This window comes from Clostridium sp. (assembly GCF_047718555.1).
Classification (GTDB): domain Bacteria; phylum Bacillota; class Clostridia; order Clostridiales; family Clostridiaceae; genus Clostridium_I.
Genome location: NZ_JBDNRK010000004.1, coordinates 96269 through 114958, shown reverse-complemented (window position 1 = coordinate 114958; position 18690 = coordinate 96269). Strand labels below are relative to the sequence as shown.

Below are 18690 nucleotides of genomic sequence, written 5' to 3'. Positions count from 1 at the left end.
ATGGAAGATTGTATTTATAGTTATTGCCATATATGTCCATATGATAGCAATGATATTGGTTGTACAGCGGATTTCTGTCCTTGTTATCATTGTGGTCATGAATGTGACGAATCAAATTATGAAGATGGCCCTATAGCAGATTTTTACACAAGAGAGGTAAATTAAATGGCAGTAGAAACAACAGACATAGCACAAGCAATCTGGAATAACAATAAAAGGCTAGACAAAGGAGCTGATTTATTAGCTGACCATGCTAAGAAATATGCAGAAGAAGAAAGTAAATATAGAAAAGCTCTTAGTATAGAAATAATGAAACTTAGGGATGCAAAAATCCCTGTTTCATTGATAAGTGATGTAGCCCGAGGGAATCTATCAAAAGAACTATTTGACCGAAACTTAGCAGAATTTGAATATAAGGCATGTAGAGATAAGTTAAATTCTATACAGGTAGAAACTAATGCCCTTCAAAGTTTATTGAGAGTATATAGCAATATAGGGGAGTGATTTTATTATGAAATATAAAGTCGGAGATGAAGTTTATATTAAGAAAGACTTAATGGCAGGCGAGATATATGAAGATTATTATTTTGTCACAGAAATGAGCAATTATGTAGGACAAAAAGCAGTTATAAAAAAGGTTGTTGATGATGGCTATAAATTAGATATTGACAACAGTAAGTATATATTTACAAATAAAATGCTTACCAAAAATCCATTATTATATTCAACAAGTGAAATACTTGTAGAACTTAAAAAAGATCATCATAAAACATTTAAACTTGTTAAGGGTAGTGGATATGGAAATGATTTTCTTATTAATACTATAGCTAGCAATGAAATTGAACATTTTATTCTAAGAAATAATAAAGGCATGAAAATGGATTTAAATTATTTTGATTTAGCACTATTTGAAGGAATATGGATTGAAATAAAAAAAGAATATATGACTTTTATTGAAGCTATAAAGACAGGTGCAAAATTCAAATATAAATCATGGGATAATTACGATACATTGGAAGAAGCAATATATGACCTATCGAATTTATCAAATGAACAAATTGGCGAAATGATAAAAGAGAAGGCTTGGGAGGTACAGGAATAATGTTAGATTTAAAAAAGCTTTTAGATATGCAAAAGGAATTAGATAAAACTATATTAGATAATGCAGGAATTAAGGAATATCCTTTAGAGAATATAAAACTAGCTCTATTGGTAGAACTGGGTGAATTGGCTAATGAGTGGAAAGGCTTTAAGCACTGGAAGAAACATAAGGATATAAACAGAGATAAGCTACTAGAAGAATTTGCAGATTGCCTTTCTTTTGCCCTTAGTTTAGAGAATGAATTACATCAAGCTAAAAAATATGGTTATGAAGACTTAATTACCATAATTGAAGATGTTAAAAAAATATTGGTTGGATATGATTTAAATGCTAAAGAAGCAATGAGAATGTCTGCATTTGAATTAGCATTTAGTCAAGTATCTAACCTTAAAAATGTAATTTCAAATACCTTAAGTGTAGGTATATATCTAGATTTAACTTTTGAAGAAATGGAACAGGCTTATTTAGCTAAAAACAAGGTGAACTATGAGCGTCAAAACAATGGATATTAAGGAATTAACTACTTTAGAGAGATTAAAACTCTCTCTAAAGTACAGTATATCTAAAAAGCACCAGAAGGACTTGAAGAAAAGGATAGCAGAGTTGGAAGAAGGTCAGATTAGTATGTTTGGAGGGAAAGAAAATGATTAATTACGAGAAAAAATTGAGAATTATTGTGGTGAAGTACTTGTGACAAATATTGTTAGTGATGATGAACTAGAATTAAAAATATCATCTTCAGAAGATAATTATAACTGGCTAATAATTGAGGATATAGATAATGATGAGGATTCAGAAAATTATGTAGCAATTCCAAAGTCAGAAAAAGGAATAGAAAGTCTTATCAAATTACTTGAAAAAGCCAAAGATAAACTTTTAAAATAGGTGATTCTTCATGAAATTAATGATAATGAAAACTAAAAATAAAGATAGCTGGTATAAACCAGGAGAAAGATATACAGTAGTAGATCAAACAAGTATAACTTATATAGTTAAAGTAGGTAAGGAGTTTAAGAGTGTGGATAAAGATGATTGCTCTATTATAGGATAATTTAAAAGAGATGGGAGGAATTAAAATGGCATTGAGAACAGATGATCCTGTTTATTACAAAATTAAATTGAGTGATTTAATCAAACAAGCTTTAAATAAAGGGTTGAAAGTTGAATGTCAGCACTTAAAGGATGGAGTAATGGTTTCTTTTGTAGCAGATAACGGAGATATTGCAAGTGTTAGTTTAACAGAGAATGTGAAAGGAGAGTGAATAATATGGAAGAACCTATAATAATCCATATGCCCAGTGTTAAAGAATGGAATATAACTCAACTTAGATATGCATGTAAAAAGAATAAGGTAAAAGGCTATACAAAAATGAATAGAGATCAATTGATTGTTGCTGTAGAGAATATAATAAAAAATTATGGTAAATAGGTTGTGATATAAGTGATAGATAAAGAAACCTTTAGAAAGACAGAAAAGAAGCTTTATAACTACTTTAAAAAGGATAAAAAGATAAATAGCTTAAAGCAAAAAATAACCTTGCTAAATAAACATATAGATCAAATAGAGTATAAATTAAAGCATACCGATATATCCATTCCAGAAGAATCTAAAAGTATGACATTTGAGGAAAGAGTACAAACAAGCTCCACAGGTGAAAGCTATGCAGAAAGAACAGCATTAAGGATAACAGATAGGTTAATAAAAGAAGAATCAAGGAAGTTTGATGAGATATCAGAGATAGAAGAAGAAATAAGAAATATAGAAGCTGATAATATAATTATTGAGGAAAATATAAAGTTACTTAGAAAAGAAGATATTGAATTCTTAAAATCTAAATATGATAAAGAGTTACCAGACTGGGAGGTAGGACTTAATTTAAATATGTCACAAAGCAAAGTGACAAGAAAAAGGCAAAGGCTAGTAGATAATATAGCTAATTGGGAAGCATGGACAAAAATCGTGCATTAAATTTGCATTAAAGATGAATTATTTTTCCTATAAATCCATGTTAATATAGTATTGTACCAAAAATTACTAAGGGCAAATGATTTAAGCGTAGTGGGGATTACAATTAATCAATCGCTATAGTAAAGAATGGTAACAATAAAAATAAAATATCTTGTATAAAAAAGCATCTAGTTTAATTACTGGGTGCTTTTTTATTATACATAAGGAGTTGAGTATCATGGCTAAGAAAAAAGCAATGTGGCTAAGTGAATTCCTAGAAAAACATATATTTAAAGATTTATATAAAAAAGTTAAGAAATAGAAAATATTTTAATAAATTATGAAGGGTATTATCTTCTTTTGTAGAAATATAAGGCAAAAGGAGGTGATATTTATGTATATAGAAAATGAAGATGAAATAACAAAAAAAGTAGCTAATGAATTAATAAAAGAAAAAGAGAACAAAATATTGCAAATAGAAAAGCAAAAAACTGATTTAATAGAAAAAACGATTAGACTAAAAATTGAAGACAGAGTTGCTTATGGAACAACTGGCAGTAGTCCGAGTTTTGAAGAAAATACTAAAGAAATTTTAGAATTAGGTAAACAATTTGACCAGTTAGAAAAAGACATTAGTCTAACTAAAAGAGAAATTAAGATATTAGAACAGATAGAACAATATTAAAAAGTTTAATTTAGTTTAATAAAAGGGAGGTGTAATCATGCTATCTAAAAAGCAGCTAAAGTGCATAAAATTAATGGTTGAGACTGATTTAAAACAGAAGGAAATTGCAGAAGAAATTAAAGTGTCTGAACAAAGCATTTCTAAATGGAAAAGAGATGTAGAATTTAAAAATGAATATGATAGATGTTTAAAGGAAAGTATTGATTATGCTTCCAAGGATGCAGCTAAAACCATGACTAAGCTTTTAAAGGCCAGAAGTGAAATGGTAAGGTATTATGCTGCTAAAGATATTCTTGATAGAACTGGATTAAAACCTATTGATAAGGTAGAACATAGCGGAAATGTAACAGTAAATAATCCATATAAAGATTTGTCTACAGAAGAGCTTAAGAAACTAGCAGCTCTTGGTGATGATGATGGATAAAAAGGAAATAGCCTTAGGTGCAAAGTTAGAACTCGCAAGACGTGAGTTCTTTTCTTTTTGCAATTTAATGGCTCCTGACTTCTATAAGAGAGATAGAAAATATCTTATAGGGTTATGCAATGATATGCAGAAGTTTTATGAATCTGATGATGAAGTGCTCGTATTAAACCTTCCACCTAGACATGGAAAGTCAAGAACAGCTTCAAACTTTGTGGAATGGGTATTTGGTAATAACCAAAATGAAAAGGTAATGACAGGATCATATAATGAAACTCTATCAACATCATTCTCAAAGGCTGTTAGGAATGGTATATCTGAGGGAAAAGCTGATAAGGATAAAATAGTTTATTCAGATATATTCCCAGGTGTAAATATTAAAAAAGGTGATGGAGCTATGAATCTGTGGTCTTTAGAAGATGGTTACAACAATTACCTTGCTACTTCACCTACAGGTACTGCAACAGGGTTTGGTTGTTCTTTAATGATTATAGATGACTTAATTAAAAACTCTGAGGAAGCCAACAATGAAAACACCTTAGAAAAGCACTGGGATTGGTTTACTAATACTATGCTTTCAAGGCTTGAAGAAGGTGGCAAAATAATAATTATTATGACTAGATGGGCCACTGGAGATTTAGCAGGAAGAGCATTAGAACACTTCATTGAAGAAGGTAAGAAAATAAAGCATATAAGCATGAAAGCCCTTCAAGATGATGGAACTATGCTTTGCAATGAAATATTATCACTTAGAACTTATAAGTCAAAAATAAGGGCTATGGGTGAGGATATTGCCAGTGCAAACTATCAGCAGATACCTATAGATCTAAAAGGTAAATTGTACGAGGATTTTAAAACCTATATTGAAATACCTAAGGATCATAGTGGCAACCCTTTATTTACTGAAATATTCAGCTACACAGATACAGCAGATGAAGGAGCTGACTATCTATGCAATATTATATGGGGTGCATATAATCATGAAGCCTATGTACTTGATGTTATATATACTAAAAATCCTATGAGTGTTACTGAGAAGGCAGTTGCTGAAGCTCTTACAAAGCATGAAGTAAATAGGAGTAGGGTAGAAGGTAATAACGGTGGTAGTGGTTTTGCAAGGGCTGTTATAAGAATAATGGAGGAAATCTTTAAGAACTTTAGAACCAGTGTTAAATGGTTTCATCAATCCAAGAATAAAAATGCAAGAATACTTTCACACAGTACCTGGGTAATGGACCATATTTATTATCCTGTGAATTGGCGAGACAGATGGCCTGATTATTATAAGGCTATGACAACTTACCAAAGAGAAGGAGACAACAAACATGATGATGCTCCAGATGCAACTACAGGAGTAGCGGAAACAATGATTATGTTAGGAGGTTAAGAATGGGGTGGTTAAAGAATATGGCAACAAAAGTAATGAAACTATTAAATATAAGACCTGCACCTGATAAAACAATAAATATAATAGAGCCTTTAAGTTTTCAAGGGAATGTGCTTAAAAACAGAATATGGTACCGCGGTGATCCATCAGAGCTGGACCAATTTTTTAAACAGTCTGCAAGAGATTTAGTTAGCCAATCAAGGTTTTGGAGTGCAGTACCTAGCAATAAATTAAATATAAGAAAGATACATTCAGGAATTCCAGCTATGATAGTAGAAAGACTAGGAGATATTATCGTAGCAGATATTGAGGGCATAGATGTTGGTTCAGATGAATTAAATACCCTATTTGAAGAAATAAGCGCCAATAATAATTTTAATAAAGTTATTGGTGAGGCTATAGTTGAAACTCTTGTAACCGGTGATGGAGCTTTCAAGATAACTGTAGATACCGATATAACAATATATCCTATTATCGATTATTATGGTGGTGAAAGAGTAGATTACACAGTAAAGCGTGGCAGGATTCAGGAGATAATATTTTATACTAGTTATGCCAAAGAGAATAGGAATTATACTCTACAAGAAACTTTTGGTAAGGGATATATAAAGTATTTACTGTATGATGATAGTGGCAAAGAAGTACCTATTAATACTGTGGAAGAGACGGCAGAATTAAAAGACACAACCTTTGATGGAAACTTTATTATGGCGGTGCCTATGATGTTCTTTAAAAGTCAAAAGTTTGATGGTAGAGGTAAGTCAATATTTGACAGTAAGAGTGATTCCTTTGATGCACTGGATGAAACTATAAGCCAGTGGGTAGATGCTATTAGAGCTGGAAGAGTACAGAAATATATCCCTAAGGAGCTGCTTCCTATAAATCCTTCTACAGGTGAAGTTTTGGAACCTAATCCTTTTGATAATCAATTCATTTCAAGAAAAACTGTTTTAAGCGAAAATGCAATTGATAAGATGGATGTAGTTCAAGCTGAAATAAATTACAGTGCTTTTGTTGAGACCTATGCCAGTAACTTGGATATGTGCTTGCAAGGTATAATAAGTCCTGCAACCCTTGGTATTGATTTAAAAAAGACAGATAATGCTGAAGCACAAAGAGAAAAGGAAAAGACCACATTATACACCAGGGGAAAAATAATTGATGTATTAACAGAGGTTATTCCTAATGTAGTTTCAATAGCATTACAGGTTAATGATTTACTTCATAGCAAAGCTCCAGGAGAATATGAAGCTACAATTAACTTTGGTGAATATGCTTCACCTTCCTTTGATACTGTAGTTGATACTGTAGGTAAAGCTAAATTGAATGGAATTATGTCCATAGAGCAGTGTGTTGAAGAGTTGTATGGAGATACTTGGACAGATGAAGACAAGGCCCTTGAAGTACAAAGGTTGAAAGAAGAGCAGGGATTAACAACCGTAGATCCACCAGCGGTAAATGGTGCTGATCCTCCACCTGAAGATATAGTTCCACCTGCGGGTGAATAGTTATGGCTGATGAAATTAAAAGTCCTTATGACCTTAGAGAGATATTTCAACGAATGGAATTGGACCTTATTGCTTCACTGAAAAGGAATTTCTATAGGCATAAGAATGAAGAATTAAAAGAAGGATTTCAGTGGGAACAGTGGCAGCTGTCAAAGCTTAGAAATATTGAGAAGTTTAGAAAAGCAAACAGAGAATTGGTTGATAAGTACAGTGAGCCTATACAAAATGCTATAGATTCAGTATTGCAGGAAAGCTTTAAAGCTGGGGAAAATAGAGTAATAAAGCTTATAAATCAAATAAAGAGTTGGTTAGTTAAGTATATTAAGAAAGAAGCTGTAATTGAGTTTCCTACAGATATTTCAAAGAATACAAGCCCACAAGGTATGGAAAAGTTAAAGGATATTGTATCAAGGGTAATAAATAATCCTAAGAACAATCCACCACCACAGGAAAATAATTTCTTTGGGATGAATGACAAAAAGCTTAAAGCTCTTACAGATTCAGTACAGCATGATATCAATGTAGCTCAGCATTCAGTTTTAAGAAAAATGGATGATGTATACAGGCAGACAATATTTAAGACACAAGTATATATGCAGAGTGGAGCTACAAGTTTAAACCAGGCTATAGATATGGCCACTAAGGACTTCTTAGACAAAGGTATTAACTCAATAGTGTATAAAGATGGTAAGAGGGTAAATATTGCATCATATGCTGAAATGGCTCTTAGAACAGCAAGCCAAAGGGCAACCTTCCTAGGAGAAGGGAAAAAGCGTGATGAATGGGGCTTGCATTTAGTTGTTGTGTCAGCTCATGCAAATACCTGTAAGTTATGTGTACCTTGGCAGGGAAAAATCTTAATTGATGATGTATTCAGTAATGGAACTAAGGCAGATGGTGATTATCCATTACTTAGTGAAGCTATGAAAGCAGGACTTTTGCACCCTAACTGTAGACATACATTAGCAACTTACTTCCCAGGTATAACAAAACTGCCAAAGGTACCTAAGGATGATGTAATTAATGCTAATTATAAGGCAGAACAGCAGCAGAGAGCCATTGAAAGAGAAATAAGAAGATGGAAAAGACGTGAAGCTGGTTCGTTAGACGATAAGAATGTGCAGATGGCTAGTGATAAGGTTAAAGAATTACAGGATAAGCTAAGACAGCACTTAAAGGATAATCCTCAGCTTAGAAGGGATTATTCAAGGGAAAAACCTGGACCAGGAATAAGTAATAAAGATGTAAAAGTAAATAGGGAAACATTGAAAACTAATACTGAAAATGCTAAGATAAAAGAAATAAGAGATTTAATTAAGTCAGGTAAGCAGCCATTAAATATTGAACATGGTAAGCAAGGTAAACACATTCTTGGCCATAATAATTATATAGAAGGTAGAAGTTATTTGACTATCCCTGAAAAAGAAGTGCAGGAACTTGTAAACAAATATGCTGGTAAAGGAACTATAAGACTAAACCAAAATGGTAAGTGGGATAAAAAAGAAATTATAACGGTAAATAAAGACATAGGAGTTAATGTTAATAACATTACAAAAGTAGAATCAACAACGAATAGGTTTAAACTACATTATTCTAAAAAAGGTGTTCATATAGTGCCTATGATAAGGGAGTGATTAAATGAATTTATGGGAGTATGTAGGTAAAAGAATAAGGGTGAGATGTTTAAGTGGTAAAGTATTTGAAGGTAAATGCACAGACTTTACGCAAGCATTAGATAATGAACCCGAAATTGATAGCATAGGATTAGAAACAGACAAATTGAGTTATGAGTTGTATGAAAATGAAATAGAGTCTATAGAAGTAATATAAAAGCACTTACTAAGTAAAGATAGTAGGTGCTTTTATTATGTCTGAAAATAAGGGGTGAGATAAATGGCTAAATATAGAAAAAAACCAGTTGTAATAGAAGCAGTACAATTTACGGGTGAAAACTGTAGGAGTATAGTGGATTTCTGCAAAGGATCTAAAGACTGGGTTCGTGCAGATAAAGAAAAAGTTATAATCCAGACGCTCGAGGGAGATATGACAGCAAATATAGGAGATTACATCATAAAGGGTGTAAACGGAGAGTTTTATCCATGTAAACCTGATGTATTTGAGAAAACTTATGAACTTGTAGAGTCTTAGTAATAAGGCTTTTTATTTTGTCCTGAATAAGACTATAAACTGTTTAAATTTATATGAAAGGATTGATTCATAAGTGAATAAAGAACAATTTATAGCACTAGGGCTTACAGAGGAACAGGCTAAAAAGGCGGCAGAAGCTTCACAGGAGGAATTGAAGGCTTATGTTGAAAAACAAAAGTTTGATACTGTTTCAGAGGAAAATAAGAACCTCAAAACCACCGTAAAGGAAAATGCTACTCAACTTGAAAATCTTAAGAAGTCTGCTGGGGATAATGAAGAGCTTAAAAATCAGATAGATAATTTACAGACTGAGAATCAAGAGAAAGAAACAAAATACCAGGAACAATTTAAGGACTTACAATTAAGTAGCGCTATTAAGTTATCCATAGCTGGTAAGGTCCAGGATGAGGATATAGTTTCAGGACTTATAGATAAATCAAAGCTTATTTTAGGTGATGATGGCAAGGTTACTGGACTTGATGAACAGCTTAATGGATTGAAAGAATCTAAGGCTTTCTTATTTAAGCAGGAAGATACAACAAAAACAAATACAGATCCATTACCAGGCTTTCATGTTGGTGGAGATGGTAAAAGTAAAACAGAAACTTCAAAACCAACCAATTTATTTGGAGCTGTAGCAGCACATTTTCAAAATATGGCAAATACACAAAAATAGAAAGGATGATGAATTATGCCTATAACATTAGCAGAAGCAAGTAAAAACGTACAAGATGATTTACAAATGGGTGTTATTGATGAGTTTAGAAAGTCAAATTTCTTACTTAATGCTCTTACTTTTGATGATGCAATATCACCTACAGGTGGCGGAGCAACATTAACTTATTCATATACAAGATTATTAACCCAGCCAACAGCCCAATTCAGAGATGTAAACACCGAATATACTCCACAAGAAGTTACTAAAGAAAGAGCTTCATGTGATTTAAAGGTATTTGGTGGAAGTTTTCAATTAGATAGAATTATAGCTGGTATGGGTGGAATTATAAATGAAGTTACATTACAAATGCAGCAGAAGATTAAAGCAGCTCAAGCACTGTTTAATGATACTGTAATAAATGGAGATAGTGCTGTAGATGCCAAAGCCTTTGATGGATTAGAAAAAGCTTTAGCGGGTTCTAGTACTGAATACACTCCAGCAGCTACACTTGATTTATCTACATCTGCCGCAATTGATACAAACTATGAGGTTTTCATTGATGAATTAGATGAATTCTTAATGGGGCTTGATGGAGCACCAAGTTTTATTGGCGGTAACTTAAAGCTAATTGCCAAGATAAGAGCATGTGCAAGAAGAGCAGGTATGTATCAGGTAACTAAAAATGATTTTGGTTCACAAATAGAATCTTATAATAATATCCCATTAGTTGATTTTGGAGCTAAAGCAGGATCAAATACCAATGTTGTTTCTACAGATGGTACAACTGGTGAAACCTCACTTTATGTTGCGAGACTTGGATTAGATGGATTCCATGGTGTTTCAATGGCTGGTCAATCACCTGTAAATACTTGGCTTCCTGATTTCACTACAAGTGGAGCTGTAAAAACTGGTGAAGTTGAAATGGTTGCAGCAGTAGCATTAAAGGCTACAAAGAGTGCTGGAGTAATGCGTAAAATAAAAGTACAGTAGGAGGGATGATTTATGTTTAAGATAAGTTCACCTAATAAAGACTACACTGGTGTTTCTGCTAGTGTAGCTTTTAGTAATGGTGTTGGTTTAACTGGTAGAAAGGAATTAATTCCTTGGTTTAAAGATCATAAATATGAAGTTGAAGAAATAAAAGATGATGTAAAGAGTGTAGATGATATGACAGTAGATGAATTAAAAGCTTATGCAGAAGGTAAAGGAATAGAGCTTACTGGATTAACTAAGAAGGATGATATTTTAAAAAAGATAAAGGATTCAACTCCTGATCCTGAGGGTAAATAGTTATGGCTTATGTAGATTCAGATTATTATAAGAACACTTACAAAGGTATTCTTATCCCAGATGGTGAGCTTGATAATAAATTAGAGCTTGCCAGTGATGATATAAACTCCCTAACTTATAACAGAATTATAGGATTAGATTTTGATAATCTTACACCATTTCAGCAGGATAAAATCAAGAAAGCTGTATGTATTCAAGCTGAATTTAATTATCAATATGGAGATTATATGGACTTACCTGTAGATAGCTACAGCGCTGGAAGTGTTAATGTAAGTTTTGGTAATAGCACTAATGGAGTAAAGACACCTAATAGTGTAGTGCATTATCTTCAGCAAACAGGATTAACCTGCAGGATATTGTGAGGTGGTTATATGAAAGGTAAATTACCATTTCCAAAGTGGATATTAAATACTGACCTTAAGATATTTCAAACTAAAACTGGTGAAGATGGTGGGCCTGAGGAAACTATTTTATTTGATGATAAAGCTTTCTATGAGGAAAAAACAAGGCAAACCTTGGATAAAGATAGAAAGCTTGTAACTCTTTCAGGTAAAGTAATAGTACCAGGTGACATTAATCCGGGGAAAATAATAGAGGGCTGTGTCCAGATAGGTGAGGTTAAGAGGGATATATTTAGATCTTCAAGACCAAAGAATCCTGATGGCACAGTCTTTTCTACTGAATTGGATTTGATGTAATGAAAGCTAGAATAAAAATAAAGCTTAATAATTCTGCTATAGGTACCTTGGAAAAAGCACAGCAACAGGCACTAGAAATGACTATGGATGCTGTTTTAAGTGATATAAAAACAAGTGCAGTAGTACCAAAACGAAATAATCCACTTGAAACTAGTGGCTATGTAGACACATCAAGACTAAGAGATATGATAGTATCTATAGTATTTGATACACCATACGCACGTAGGCTGTACTGGCACCCCGAATATAATTTTAGGCATGATAAAAATGCAAATGCCCAGGGTAAATGGATGCAGGCTTATATTGATGGGGATAAAAAAGATTTTATAAAAGATACTTACATGAAATTCTTTAAACAATTAAGTAAGGGGCTGGTTGGATAATGTTATTAAGTGAAATAAAAGACTGGCTTAAAACTAAAATAACAGATTGCCCTAATTGGTATGTAAGTAAGATAGATGGAAGTGTAGACCAATGTATAGGAATCTACTCTATACCAGGTGGAAAGCCTAACATAGCTGTAGGTGGGCTAGATAATACATCTTATGCTAAAAAATCTATATCAATACTAATCCATTGGGGCAATCAAACTACTCCGGCAGAGCAAAAGGCACAGGCAGTATATGACGTACTCTTTGGTCAAAGTGATGTGATAGCAGGCAAGAGAGTTATTATGTTTGATATGAGAACCCCAGAGCCTATAGGAGTAGGAACAGATGATAATGGTATTTATGAATTTGTAATAGAAACAACAATAATTTATGAAAGGTAGGTAATGAATAATGGCAACAGTTACGAGTGGAGTATATCCCGTCTATGGGATAGGATTTAAAGTTGGAAAAAATGGTCTTGCAAGCGCAGAAGCTGACATGGTCGGTATTAAAGACATGGAAACTCTAACATTTAAGATATCCGGTAAAACAGAAGATTGGAATCCTTTGGATGCAGGGGGATGGGCTAGACATCTAATGACATCTAAAGATCTAACAATAACTTTAAAAGGAAAAAGAAGTGTGGGCGACCCCGGTAATGACTATATTGCTGGGGTAGCGTGGAAAGATGGTCTTGATTGCAGCTCTAAGTTTGAAATAGACTTCCCAGACGGAAGTAAATTAGAATTTCCTTGCATTATTGATGTAACTAATCCAGGTGGTGGTGATAGTGCGAGTGCATCAGGACTTGAATTTGACGCAAAATGTGATGGTAAACCAACATATACAGCAGCACCAGTAGGACCATAATAGAGGGGAGATAATATAAATGGGAAAATTTTATGATATATCCAATCGAATGGATAATACAAAATCAACAGTGAAAATTGATGCAGATCATGAGTTTAAGATAAATACTCATAAAGCTGTAGGATTAGAAATAAACAGTTTGTACAAAGATGAATCCTTAGATAGTTTTGAAAAACTTGATAAAACAATTAAAGTAGCATTGGGAGAAAAAGCTTTTGAATATATAGAAAGTCTTGAGCTTAATATGTCCAGTTACGAAGCAATTGTTAATGTTATAATGGCGGCACTAAATGGATCAGAGTTAGAGGAAATAGAGAAAGTAGCTGAGGAAGAAAAGAATAAAAAAAAGTAACAGAGTGGTACGATATATATGATGATTGGGGGCTTATTGAAGCTTCATTTACAGCTCAATATGGAATAAGACTTAGAAATGAACCTGATATGTCTTGGGATGAATTCTGTACTCTTCTAGCTGGAATAATGCCCAAAACTCCACTTGGTCAAATAGTTAGTATTAGAAGTGAAGAGGATAAGGATATGCTTAAAAACTTTACACCTGAACAGAATCGTATTAGGGATGAGTGGAGAAATAGACAAATAGAATCCATGACAGATGAAGAGAAAGAAGCTAAGGTTAAAGAAATAGAGGAATTATTTGCGAAAGCTTTTGGCTAATCTATACAAATACTCCTAAAAATATAGTATAATTGTGCTAAAAAGAGGGGGTATTTGTGTGGGATTCTGGGATGATGTAAAAAAGGAAAGGAAAAAATATACTTTTGGTGCTATGGCACAAAAGGAAAAAGATAAACAAGATGCTAAAAAAGCAGAGAAAGAGTACCAAAAAGAAAGATTAGAGCAGCTCAAAAAAGATCACGTTCCTTTCTGCCCTAAGTGTAAAAGCACTAATATTCATGCGGAAAAGCGTGGATGGAAACTTATGACGGGCTTTATAGGTTCAAGTAAAATAATAATAACATGCTTAAACTGTGGGCATAAATGGAAACCATAAATTTTATAATATGCATATCAAGCACTTAGTTAATTACTAGGTGCTTTTATTATGCCTAAAAGGAGGTGTAACTGTGGCAGATAACAATTCAGTAGGTAAAATCAGTCTTGATATGGAGCTAACAAGCGACTTAGGTAAGCAGATAGAACAGGCAGCTAATAAAATAGGAGATCAACTAAAAGCTTCTCTTGAAAGTTTAGGTAATCTAAGTTTCAAAGGACTTGGTGACAATATAGGCAAACAAATGACAAGTTCTATAGAGAGATCTATGGAAACTATGCAGCAGATCATAGAGCAAAGATTATCTAAAGCGCTTGAAGCGGCTTTGGCTAATATGAAGGCAATAAGAATTCCGGTAGAATTTGATATACCAGGTAATATGCCTATGCCTAATCAAAATATGGATACACAAATACCACAGCCTAGAGGGCCACCAGCACCTAATATTCCTACATCTAAGATGCCTAAAATAGATATGGGTAATCCAGAGGTTTTGAAAGCTACGATTGATAATCTAGCTCAAAGCTTAGATATAGTTAATGCAAAAATAGAACAGCAGCAGGCTAAACTATCAGATTTAAAATTGTCGTATAGTCAAGCTTTTGACGGAGCTAGAAAAAATAAGCTTTTAGAACAAATTTTAAATACGGAAGCTGCAATAAATAAGCTTACTGGCCAATCTGATAGATTAGGATTTCAATTAGCTGATCTAGATAAACAATTTGAAATGTTAGGTAGTGCTGCTAAGAATGCAGGTTCAGGTATGAGTGAAGCTGATAAAAAAATAAGAGATGTTGGAAACTCAGCAAGTAAAGCCAACACTCATATGCATAATATGAGTAATTCCACCAAGGAAATGAACAACAATATGAATCATGCCTATGGAGGTATAGGTATGTTTATAAACAGCATGTTTACATGGGGGCTAATATTCCCTATGATAATCGGGGGTATTACTTCTCTCGGTAAGTTTCTTGGTTCTACCCTAATGGTAAATGCACAGTTTGCAAATAGTTTGAATCAGATTAAAAGCAACCTTTACACAGCGTTTATGCCTATATATGAAGCTATTCTTCCAGCACTAAATAGTCTAATGAGTTCACTAGCTACTGCTACGGCTTATATTGCAAGCTTTATAAGCCAATTATTTGGTAAAACATATCAACAAAGTTTTACAGCTGCACAGGCAATGCAAAGCCAAATAGGTGCAATGACCATTGCTGATAAACAAGCACAGAAAGCTGCTAATAGTCTGGGTGGAGTAGGAAAGTCTGCTACCAATTCAGCAGATGCAACTAAAAAAGCATCTAAGGAAATTCAAGGTGCTCTAGCAGGTTTTGACCAAATAAATAAATTGCAGATGAATAAAGATACTACACCTAAGACACCAACACCAGCAGGCAGCGGAGTAACTACTCCAATAACTCCTATGGCCAATATGGCACCTATTGAAGCGGCAACAAGTGGATGGGCTGATAGATTTAAAAATATATTAGCTAATCTGTGGAAACCGTTCCAACAGGCATGGGCAGCAGAAGGACAGAATACTATTAATGCTGCTAGACATGCTTTGCAAGGTATTGAAGATTTACTTGGAGCCATAGGGAGAAGCTTTTATATTGTATGGACTAACGGTACCGGAGAAAGGATACTCGTTAACCTTTTAAAGATTCTCCAGGATATCTTAAATATTATTGGAGATATAGGAGTAACTTTTGCTAATGCTTGGAATAAAGGCGGTATAGGAACACAGGTTATACAATCTTTAGCCAATGCACTTAATAATGTGCTTTCTCTTATAGATAAAATGTTACAGTCTGTAAGAAGAGTATGGGGGCAAGAAGGCCCTACATTTGCTAATATGTTTATGCAGGCTTTACAAGCTGGTAGTGGTGTTATAGAAAATATAACTCAAAAGCTAGGATTAATTTGGGCTAATGGTGGTCAACATGCCTTTGAGGGCCTCGTTAGACTAGGTCTTAAAGTCGGAGAGCTAGCACTATTTATATTCACAAATTTTGTAGCGCCTTTTGTTAACTGGTTTGTAAATATGATAGCGCCAGCCATTGCCCCAGTACTTAATGTACTTGGCAAACTTTTTGATAAGTTGAGCAGTGTTATTAATTGGCTTATGGGGAGTGGTAAACCTATATTGGATATCATAATAATTGTATTAGGCAGTTTTGCTTTGGCATGGGGAGCGGTTACAATTGCTATAAAAGCTTATGTAGCAATGCAGAATATAGTTGAAATAGCAACTATAGCAATGAAAACAGCAATTGGATTTTGCACATCAACAGTTGGCATATGGGTAATTGGAATTGCTGCTGCTATAGCAATAGGAATTCTACTATATAAAAACTGGGATACTATAAAAGCCAAAGCTACAGAAGTGTGGAACGGTGTAAAAAATACATTTGATGCATTTAAAAACTGGTTAGGTTCTGTATTCTCAACTGATTGGTCACAAAAGTTTGGTTGGATGGGAGATATACTAAACGGTTTTCTAGCTAATATAAGAAATATATTTAATGCAGTAAGGCAAATTTTTGGAGGAATTATTGATTTTGTAGCTGGTGTATTCACAGGAAACTGGTCAAGAGCATGGCAGGGAGTTAGAGAAATCTTTGACGGTATAATGAGTGGATTAGCGGCTATAGTGAAGTCACCTTTAAATGCTGTAATATCACTTGTTAACGCTGCTATAGGTGCTTTAAATAGACTTCATGTTACTATTCCAGATTGGGTTCCTGAATTTGGTGGAAGAAGTTTCGGTATTGATATACCTAGAATTCCATATCTAGCTCAGGGTGGTATAGTAGATAAGCCGACTACTGCAATGATCGGTGAAGCTGGTCCTGAAGCAGTAGTCCCATTAAAAAATAACACCCAAGGGCTTAATATGCTTGCTAGTATGTTATCACAGAGAATAAGTACTATACAGCAGCCACAGCTTTCTATGACAGGAACTAGCAGCTCTGATACTTCTAATGAAATAAATAAATTAATAGCAGAAATTAAGGAATTAGTTGAAGCTATTAAAAATATAAAAGGTGATTCTCCTGGAGGAAATAGTCAGCCTATTCCTGATATTAACTTAGATTTATTAATCAGAATTGGCGATACTGACTTTGGAAAAGCGGTAATCAAAGCCTTAAATAAAATAAAGAAACAATACGGTAGAATACCGTTAGATATATAGGAGTGGTGACATGGCTTTATCAATAAATGGAGTGGCGGTTGCTGCTCCTAAAACTTTTCAAGTTGACCTGGTTGACCTAGATTCAGATACTACACAGAGAAATGCTAAAGGTGTCTTGATGCGTGATAGATTAAGGCAAATGAGAAAGCTGGAATGTGAATGGGGGCCTTTAACCAATGCCGAGATAAGTACAATATTGCAGGCTGTGAATCCAGTAAATTTTCCAGTAGTCTATCCGGATCCATACACAGGGAATGATCAGACAAGAACATTTTATGCCGGAGATAGATCAGCACCTAAGTATGACTTTAATAAGGATCTGTGGCTGGGTTTGAAATTTGATTTAATAGAAGTATAAATAAGGAGGACAATATTATGATAGAAAAATTAAATGAACGTAGTACTGTACCAGAGGTTATTAACAAGATTAATGAAATAATTGATACCGTTAATAAAAAAGGATTCATTCATACATCTAACTATGAAGCAACAATATGCGATTTGTCTGCATCTACAGCGGCAGACAATATTACAAGTGGCACAATAGATGCTAGTAAAATAGAAAATATAGTAGCTTCAAAGGCAGATATTTCAGATTTAAATTGTAGTTCAACAAGCATAGATAGCTTAAATAGAGCTTAGAGATAGGTTCTTTTTTAATACAAAAAATAATATAAGGAATGGTGATTAATAATGAATATAAACGAAACAGTTAATTTAAGTGCAAACATAACAGTGAAAGATGCTAACAACAATGACACTGTGGTAGCTAATTTAAGCGTTAATAGCTTAGATGCTAGTAATATGAATCTATCTATAAATGTTAATACCTATAATAAGGCTTTACTTACACAGGAAGGTGCGGCTAATGTAGCTGGTGAAACTGTAGCAGAGCAATACACACAGTTTGAAACAGCAGTTAAAACAAAAGCTAAATCATTAGGATATGTAATATTTGGTGCAGCGCAATAAAATATAAACTGAGAGGATGATTTTAAATGAAAATAAGTAATCAAAAGTTAATAGAAAATATACAAAAATTAAGTGGGGTTGCTCAAAAGCAACTTCCTGTAAAGGTCAGTTACGCCATATCTAAAAATATCTCTAAAATTGAATCAGAGCTTAAGGTATATGATAAGGAAAGACAAAAATTAATAGAAAAATATGCGGAGAAAGATGAAAAAGGCAAGGCAATTGCAGATGAGAAAGGACAAATTAAATTTAAGGATAAAGATGAATGGGATAAAGATATAAAGGCTTTATTGGATATAGAAAATGAAATTGAAGTTCATAAATTCTCTATAAATGAATTAAATGGTTTCAATATATCTCCTGTAGAACTGCAAGCTATTGAATACATGATTGATGAAAAATAAACCTCGTAAGGAGG

General features: G+C 33.5%; 33 protein-coding genes. All 33 read left to right on the top strand.

Going from position 1 to position 18690, the window contains the following annotated elements; all coding sequences use genetic code 11:
* The 33 genes from ABF633_RS02985 (at window position 1) to ABF633_RS02825 (ending at window position 18676) form a co-directional block, all read left to right on the top strand.
* Window positions 1-165: a hypothetical protein gene (locus ABF633_RS02985; protein ID WP_415521872.1), complete on the top strand. Its 165-nt coding sequence runs from the start codon at window positions 1-3 to the stop codon at window positions 163-165.
* The gene (locus ABF633_RS02980; protein WP_415521870.1) at window positions 166-504 is read left to right on the top strand and encodes a hypothetical protein; all 339 of its coding nucleotides are present in this window, start codon (window positions 166-168) and stop codon (window positions 502-504) included. It abuts the gene before it with no gap.
* Between the two features lie 7 nt (window positions 505-511).
* Entirely contained in the window at window positions 512-1102 is a 591-nt protein-coding gene (locus tag ABF633_RS02975) for a hypothetical protein (RefSeq protein ID WP_415521868.1), read from the top strand.
* The gene (locus tag ABF633_RS02970) at window positions 1102-1614 is read left to right on the top strand and encodes a dUTP diphosphatase (protein ID WP_415521866.1); all 513 of its coding nucleotides are present in this window, start codon (window positions 1102-1104) and stop codon (window positions 1612-1614) included. The genes ABF633_RS02975 and ABF633_RS02970 overlap by 1 nt, the downstream gene beginning before the upstream one ends.
* Complete coding sequence (locus ABF633_RS02965; RefSeq protein ID WP_415521864.1) at window positions 1604-1753, top strand: hypothetical protein; 150 nt, start codon at window positions 1604-1606, stop codon at window positions 1751-1753. The genes ABF633_RS02970 and ABF633_RS02965 overlap by 11 nt, the downstream gene beginning before the upstream one ends.
* Window positions 1754-1792: 39 nt before the next feature.
* Complete coding sequence (locus ABF633_RS02960; RefSeq protein WP_415521862.1) at window positions 1793-1987, top strand: hypothetical protein; 195 nt, start codon at window positions 1793-1795, stop codon at window positions 1985-1987.
* A gap of 10 nt (window positions 1988-1997) precedes the next feature.
* On the top strand, window positions 1998-2153 hold the full coding sequence (locus ABF633_RS02955) for a hypothetical protein (protein ID WP_415521860.1): 156 nt from the start codon (window positions 1998-2000) through the stop codon (window positions 2151-2153).
* 25 nt (window positions 2154-2178) lie between these two features.
* Window positions 2179-2364, top strand: coding sequence for a hypothetical protein (locus ABF633_RS02950; protein WP_415521859.1), 186 nt, complete (start codon window positions 2179-2181; stop codon window positions 2362-2364).
* A 5-nt stretch (window positions 2365-2369) separates the two neighbouring features.
* Window positions 2370-2531 carry a hypothetical protein gene (locus ABF633_RS02945; RefSeq protein ID WP_415521857.1) on the top strand — a complete coding sequence of 54 codons (162 nt, stop codon included), beginning with the start codon at window positions 2370-2372 and terminating at the stop codon, window positions 2529-2531.
* 12 nt (window positions 2532-2543) lie between these two features.
* Complete coding sequence (locus ABF633_RS02940) at window positions 2544-3071, top strand: hypothetical protein (RefSeq protein WP_415521855.1); 528 nt, start codon at window positions 2544-2546, stop codon at window positions 3069-3071.
* 373 nt (window positions 3072-3444) lie between these two features.
* On the top strand, window positions 3445-3735 hold the full coding sequence (locus ABF633_RS02935; RefSeq protein WP_415521853.1) for a hypothetical protein: 291 nt from the start codon (window positions 3445-3447) through the stop codon (window positions 3733-3735).
* A gap of 37 nt (window positions 3736-3772) precedes the next feature.
* On the top strand, window positions 3773-4159 hold the full coding sequence (locus ABF633_RS02930; protein ID WP_415521851.1) for a phBC6A51 family helix-turn-helix protein: 387 nt from the start codon (window positions 3773-3775) through the stop codon (window positions 4157-4159).
* On the top strand, window positions 4152-5543 hold the full coding sequence (terL, locus tag ABF633_RS02925; RefSeq protein WP_415521849.1) for a phage terminase large subunit: 1392 nt from the start codon (window positions 4152-4154) through the stop codon (window positions 5541-5543). Before ABF633_RS02930 ends, terL begins: the two co-directional genes overlap by 8 nt.
* A 2-nt stretch (window positions 5544-5545) precedes the next feature.
* Entirely contained in the window at window positions 5546-7051 is a 1506-nt protein-coding gene (locus ABF633_RS02920) for a capsid protein (protein ID WP_415521847.1), read from the top strand.
* A gap of 2 nt (window positions 7052-7053) precedes the next feature.
* Window positions 7054-8685: a phage minor capsid protein gene (locus ABF633_RS02915; protein WP_415521845.1), complete on the top strand. Its 1632-nt coding sequence runs from the start codon at window positions 7054-7056 to the stop codon at window positions 8683-8685.
* A 4-nt stretch (window positions 8686-8689) separates the two neighbouring features.
* On the top strand, window positions 8690-8881 hold the full coding sequence (locus tag ABF633_RS02910; RefSeq protein WP_415521843.1) for a hypothetical protein: 192 nt from the start codon (window positions 8690-8692) through the stop codon (window positions 8879-8881).
* A gap of 63 nt (window positions 8882-8944) precedes the next feature.
* Window positions 8945-9199 carry a hypothetical protein gene (locus ABF633_RS02905; RefSeq protein ID WP_415521841.1) on the top strand — a complete coding sequence of 85 codons (255 nt, stop codon included), beginning with the start codon at window positions 8945-8947 and terminating at the stop codon, window positions 9197-9199.
* 73 nt (window positions 9200-9272) lie between these two features.
* Window positions 9273-9875, top strand: coding sequence for a phage scaffolding protein (locus ABF633_RS02900; protein WP_415521839.1), 603 nt, complete (start codon window positions 9273-9275; stop codon window positions 9873-9875).
* A gap of 15 nt (window positions 9876-9890) precedes the next feature.
* On the top strand, window positions 9891-10847 hold the full coding sequence (locus tag ABF633_RS02895) for a major capsid protein (RefSeq protein WP_415521837.1): 957 nt from the start codon (window positions 9891-9893) through the stop codon (window positions 10845-10847).
* Between the two features lie 12 nt (window positions 10848-10859).
* The gene (locus ABF633_RS02890) at window positions 10860-11147 is read left to right on the top strand and encodes a hypothetical protein (RefSeq protein ID WP_415521835.1); all 288 of its coding nucleotides are present in this window, start codon (window positions 10860-10862) and stop codon (window positions 11145-11147) included.
* Between the two features lie 2 nt (window positions 11148-11149).
* Complete coding sequence (locus ABF633_RS02885; RefSeq protein ID WP_415521833.1) at window positions 11150-11509, top strand: hypothetical protein; 360 nt, start codon at window positions 11150-11152, stop codon at window positions 11507-11509.
* A gap of 9 nt (window positions 11510-11518) precedes the next feature.
* On the top strand, window positions 11519-11845 hold the full coding sequence (locus tag ABF633_RS02880) for a hypothetical protein (protein ID WP_415521831.1): 327 nt from the start codon (window positions 11519-11521) through the stop codon (window positions 11843-11845).
* A complete protein-coding gene (locus ABF633_RS02875) occupies window positions 11845-12228 on the top strand; it encodes a hypothetical protein (protein WP_415521828.1) in 384 nt (127 codons plus the stop codon). Before ABF633_RS02880 ends, ABF633_RS02875 begins: the two co-directional genes overlap by 1 nt.
* A complete protein-coding gene (locus ABF633_RS02870; RefSeq protein WP_415521826.1) occupies window positions 12228-12617 on the top strand; it encodes a minor capsid protein in 390 nt (129 codons plus the stop codon). Before ABF633_RS02875 ends, ABF633_RS02870 begins: the two co-directional genes overlap by 1 nt.
* A gap of 10 nt (window positions 12618-12627) precedes the next feature.
* The gene (locus ABF633_RS02865) at window positions 12628-13086 is read left to right on the top strand and encodes a phage tail tube protein (RefSeq protein ID WP_415521824.1); all 459 of its coding nucleotides are present in this window, start codon (window positions 12628-12630) and stop codon (window positions 13084-13086) included.
* Window positions 13087-13105: 19 nt separating this feature from the next.
* A complete protein-coding gene (locus tag ABF633_RS02860) occupies window positions 13106-13438 on the top strand; it encodes a hypothetical protein (protein ID WP_415521822.1) in 333 nt (110 codons plus the stop codon).
* Window positions 13439-13452: 14 nt separating this feature from the next.
* Window positions 13453-13761 carry a Gp15 family bacteriophage protein gene (locus ABF633_RS02855; RefSeq protein WP_415521914.1) on the top strand — a complete coding sequence of 103 codons (309 nt, stop codon included), beginning with the start codon at window positions 13453-13455 and terminating at the stop codon, window positions 13759-13761.
* A 58-nt stretch (window positions 13762-13819) separates the two neighbouring features.
* Window positions 13820-14098 (top strand): hypothetical protein, encoded by a 279-nt coding sequence (locus ABF633_RS02850; RefSeq protein WP_415521820.1) that lies wholly within the window; start codon window positions 13820-13822, stop codon window positions 14096-14098.
* Between the two features lie 73 nt (window positions 14099-14171).
* Window positions 14172-17300, top strand: coding sequence for a hypothetical protein (locus ABF633_RS02845; RefSeq protein ID WP_415521818.1), 3129 nt, complete (start codon window positions 14172-14174; stop codon window positions 17298-17300).
* A gap of 10 nt (window positions 17301-17310) precedes the next feature.
* Complete coding sequence (locus tag ABF633_RS02840; RefSeq protein WP_415521816.1) at window positions 17311-17658, top strand: DUF6711 family protein; 348 nt, start codon at window positions 17311-17313, stop codon at window positions 17656-17658.
* 17 nt (window positions 17659-17675) lie between these two features.
* Window positions 17676-17942: a hypothetical protein gene (locus ABF633_RS02835; RefSeq protein ID WP_415521814.1), complete on the top strand. Its 267-nt coding sequence runs from the start codon at window positions 17676-17678 to the stop codon at window positions 17940-17942.
* Window positions 17943-17993: 51 nt separating this feature from the next.
* On the top strand, window positions 17994-18272 hold the full coding sequence (locus ABF633_RS02830; RefSeq protein ID WP_415521812.1) for a hypothetical protein: 279 nt from the start codon (window positions 17994-17996) through the stop codon (window positions 18270-18272).
* Window positions 18273-18298: 26 nt separating this feature from the next.
* Window positions 18299-18676 (top strand): hypothetical protein, encoded by a 378-nt coding sequence (locus ABF633_RS02825; RefSeq protein ID WP_415521810.1) that lies wholly within the window; start codon window positions 18299-18301, stop codon window positions 18674-18676.
* Window positions 18677-18690 lie beyond the last annotated feature (14 nt).

Coding starts and splice junctions, on each gene's coding strand:
- ABF633_RS02985 (WP_415521872.1), top strand. CDS start 1: ATGGAAGATTGTATTTATAGTTATTGCCATATATGTCCATATGATAGC.
- ABF633_RS02980 (WP_415521870.1), top strand. CDS start 166: ATGGCAGTAGAAACAACAGACATAGCACAAGCAATCTGGAATAACAAT.
- ABF633_RS02975 (WP_415521868.1), top strand. CDS start 512: ATGAAATATAAAGTCGGAGATGAAGTTTATATTAAGAAAGACTTAATG.
- ABF633_RS02970 (WP_415521866.1), top strand. CDS start 1,102: ATGTTAGATTTAAAAAAGCTTTTAGATATGCAAAAGGAATTAGATAAA.
- ABF633_RS02965 (WP_415521864.1), top strand. CDS start 1,604: ATGGATATTAAGGAATTAACTACTTTAGAGAGATTAAAACTCTCTCTA.
- ABF633_RS02955 (WP_415521860.1), top strand. CDS start 1,998: ATGAAATTAATGATAATGAAAACTAAAAATAAAGATAGCTGGTATAAA.
- ABF633_RS02950 (WP_415521859.1), top strand. CDS start 2,179: ATGGCATTGAGAACAGATGATCCTGTTTATTACAAAATTAAATTGAGT.
- ABF633_RS02945 (WP_415521857.1), top strand. CDS start 2,370: ATGGAAGAACCTATAATAATCCATATGCCCAGTGTTAAAGAATGGAAT.
- ABF633_RS02935 (WP_415521853.1), top strand. CDS start 3,445: ATGTATATAGAAAATGAAGATGAAATAACAAAAAAAGTAGCTAATGAA.
- ABF633_RS02930 (WP_415521851.1), top strand. CDS start 3,773: ATGCTATCTAAAAAGCAGCTAAAGTGCATAAAATTAATGGTTGAGACT.
- terL (WP_415521849.1), top strand. CDS start 4,152: ATGGATAAAAAGGAAATAGCCTTAGGTGCAAAGTTAGAACTCGCAAGA.
- ABF633_RS02920 (WP_415521847.1), top strand. CDS start 5,546: ATGGGGTGGTTAAAGAATATGGCAACAAAAGTAATGAAACTATTAAAT.
- ABF633_RS02915 (WP_415521845.1), top strand. CDS start 7,054: ATGGCTGATGAAATTAAAAGTCCTTATGACCTTAGAGAGATATTTCAA.
- ABF633_RS02910 (WP_415521843.1), top strand. CDS start 8,690: ATGAATTTATGGGAGTATGTAGGTAAAAGAATAAGGGTGAGATGTTTA.
- ABF633_RS02905 (WP_415521841.1), top strand. CDS start 8,945: ATGGCTAAATATAGAAAAAAACCAGTTGTAATAGAAGCAGTACAATTT.
- ABF633_RS02895 (WP_415521837.1), top strand. CDS start 9,891: ATGCCTATAACATTAGCAGAAGCAAGTAAAAACGTACAAGATGATTTA.
- ABF633_RS02890 (WP_415521835.1), top strand. CDS start 10,860: ATGTTTAAGATAAGTTCACCTAATAAAGACTACACTGGTGTTTCTGCT.
- ABF633_RS02885 (WP_415521833.1), top strand. CDS start 11,150: ATGGCTTATGTAGATTCAGATTATTATAAGAACACTTACAAAGGTATT.
- ABF633_RS02880 (WP_415521831.1), top strand. CDS start 11,519: ATGAAAGGTAAATTACCATTTCCAAAGTGGATATTAAATACTGACCTT.
- ABF633_RS02875 (WP_415521828.1), top strand. CDS start 11,845: ATGAAAGCTAGAATAAAAATAAAGCTTAATAATTCTGCTATAGGTACC.
- ABF633_RS02870 (WP_415521826.1), top strand. CDS start 12,228: ATGTTATTAAGTGAAATAAAAGACTGGCTTAAAACTAAAATAACAGAT.
- ABF633_RS02865 (WP_415521824.1), top strand. CDS start 12,628: ATGGCAACAGTTACGAGTGGAGTATATCCCGTCTATGGGATAGGATTT.
- ABF633_RS02860 (WP_415521822.1), top strand. CDS start 13,106: ATGGGAAAATTTTATGATATATCCAATCGAATGGATAATACAAAATCA.
- ABF633_RS02840 (WP_415521816.1), top strand. CDS start 17,311: ATGGCTTTATCAATAAATGGAGTGGCGGTTGCTGCTCCTAAAACTTTT.
- ABF633_RS02835 (WP_415521814.1), top strand. CDS start 17,676: ATGATAGAAAAATTAAATGAACGTAGTACTGTACCAGAGGTTATTAAC.
- ABF633_RS02830 (WP_415521812.1), top strand. CDS start 17,994: ATGAATATAAACGAAACAGTTAATTTAAGTGCAAACATAACAGTGAAA.
- ABF633_RS02825 (WP_415521810.1), top strand. CDS start 18,299: ATGAAAATAAGTAATCAAAAGTTAATAGAAAATATACAAAAATTAAGT.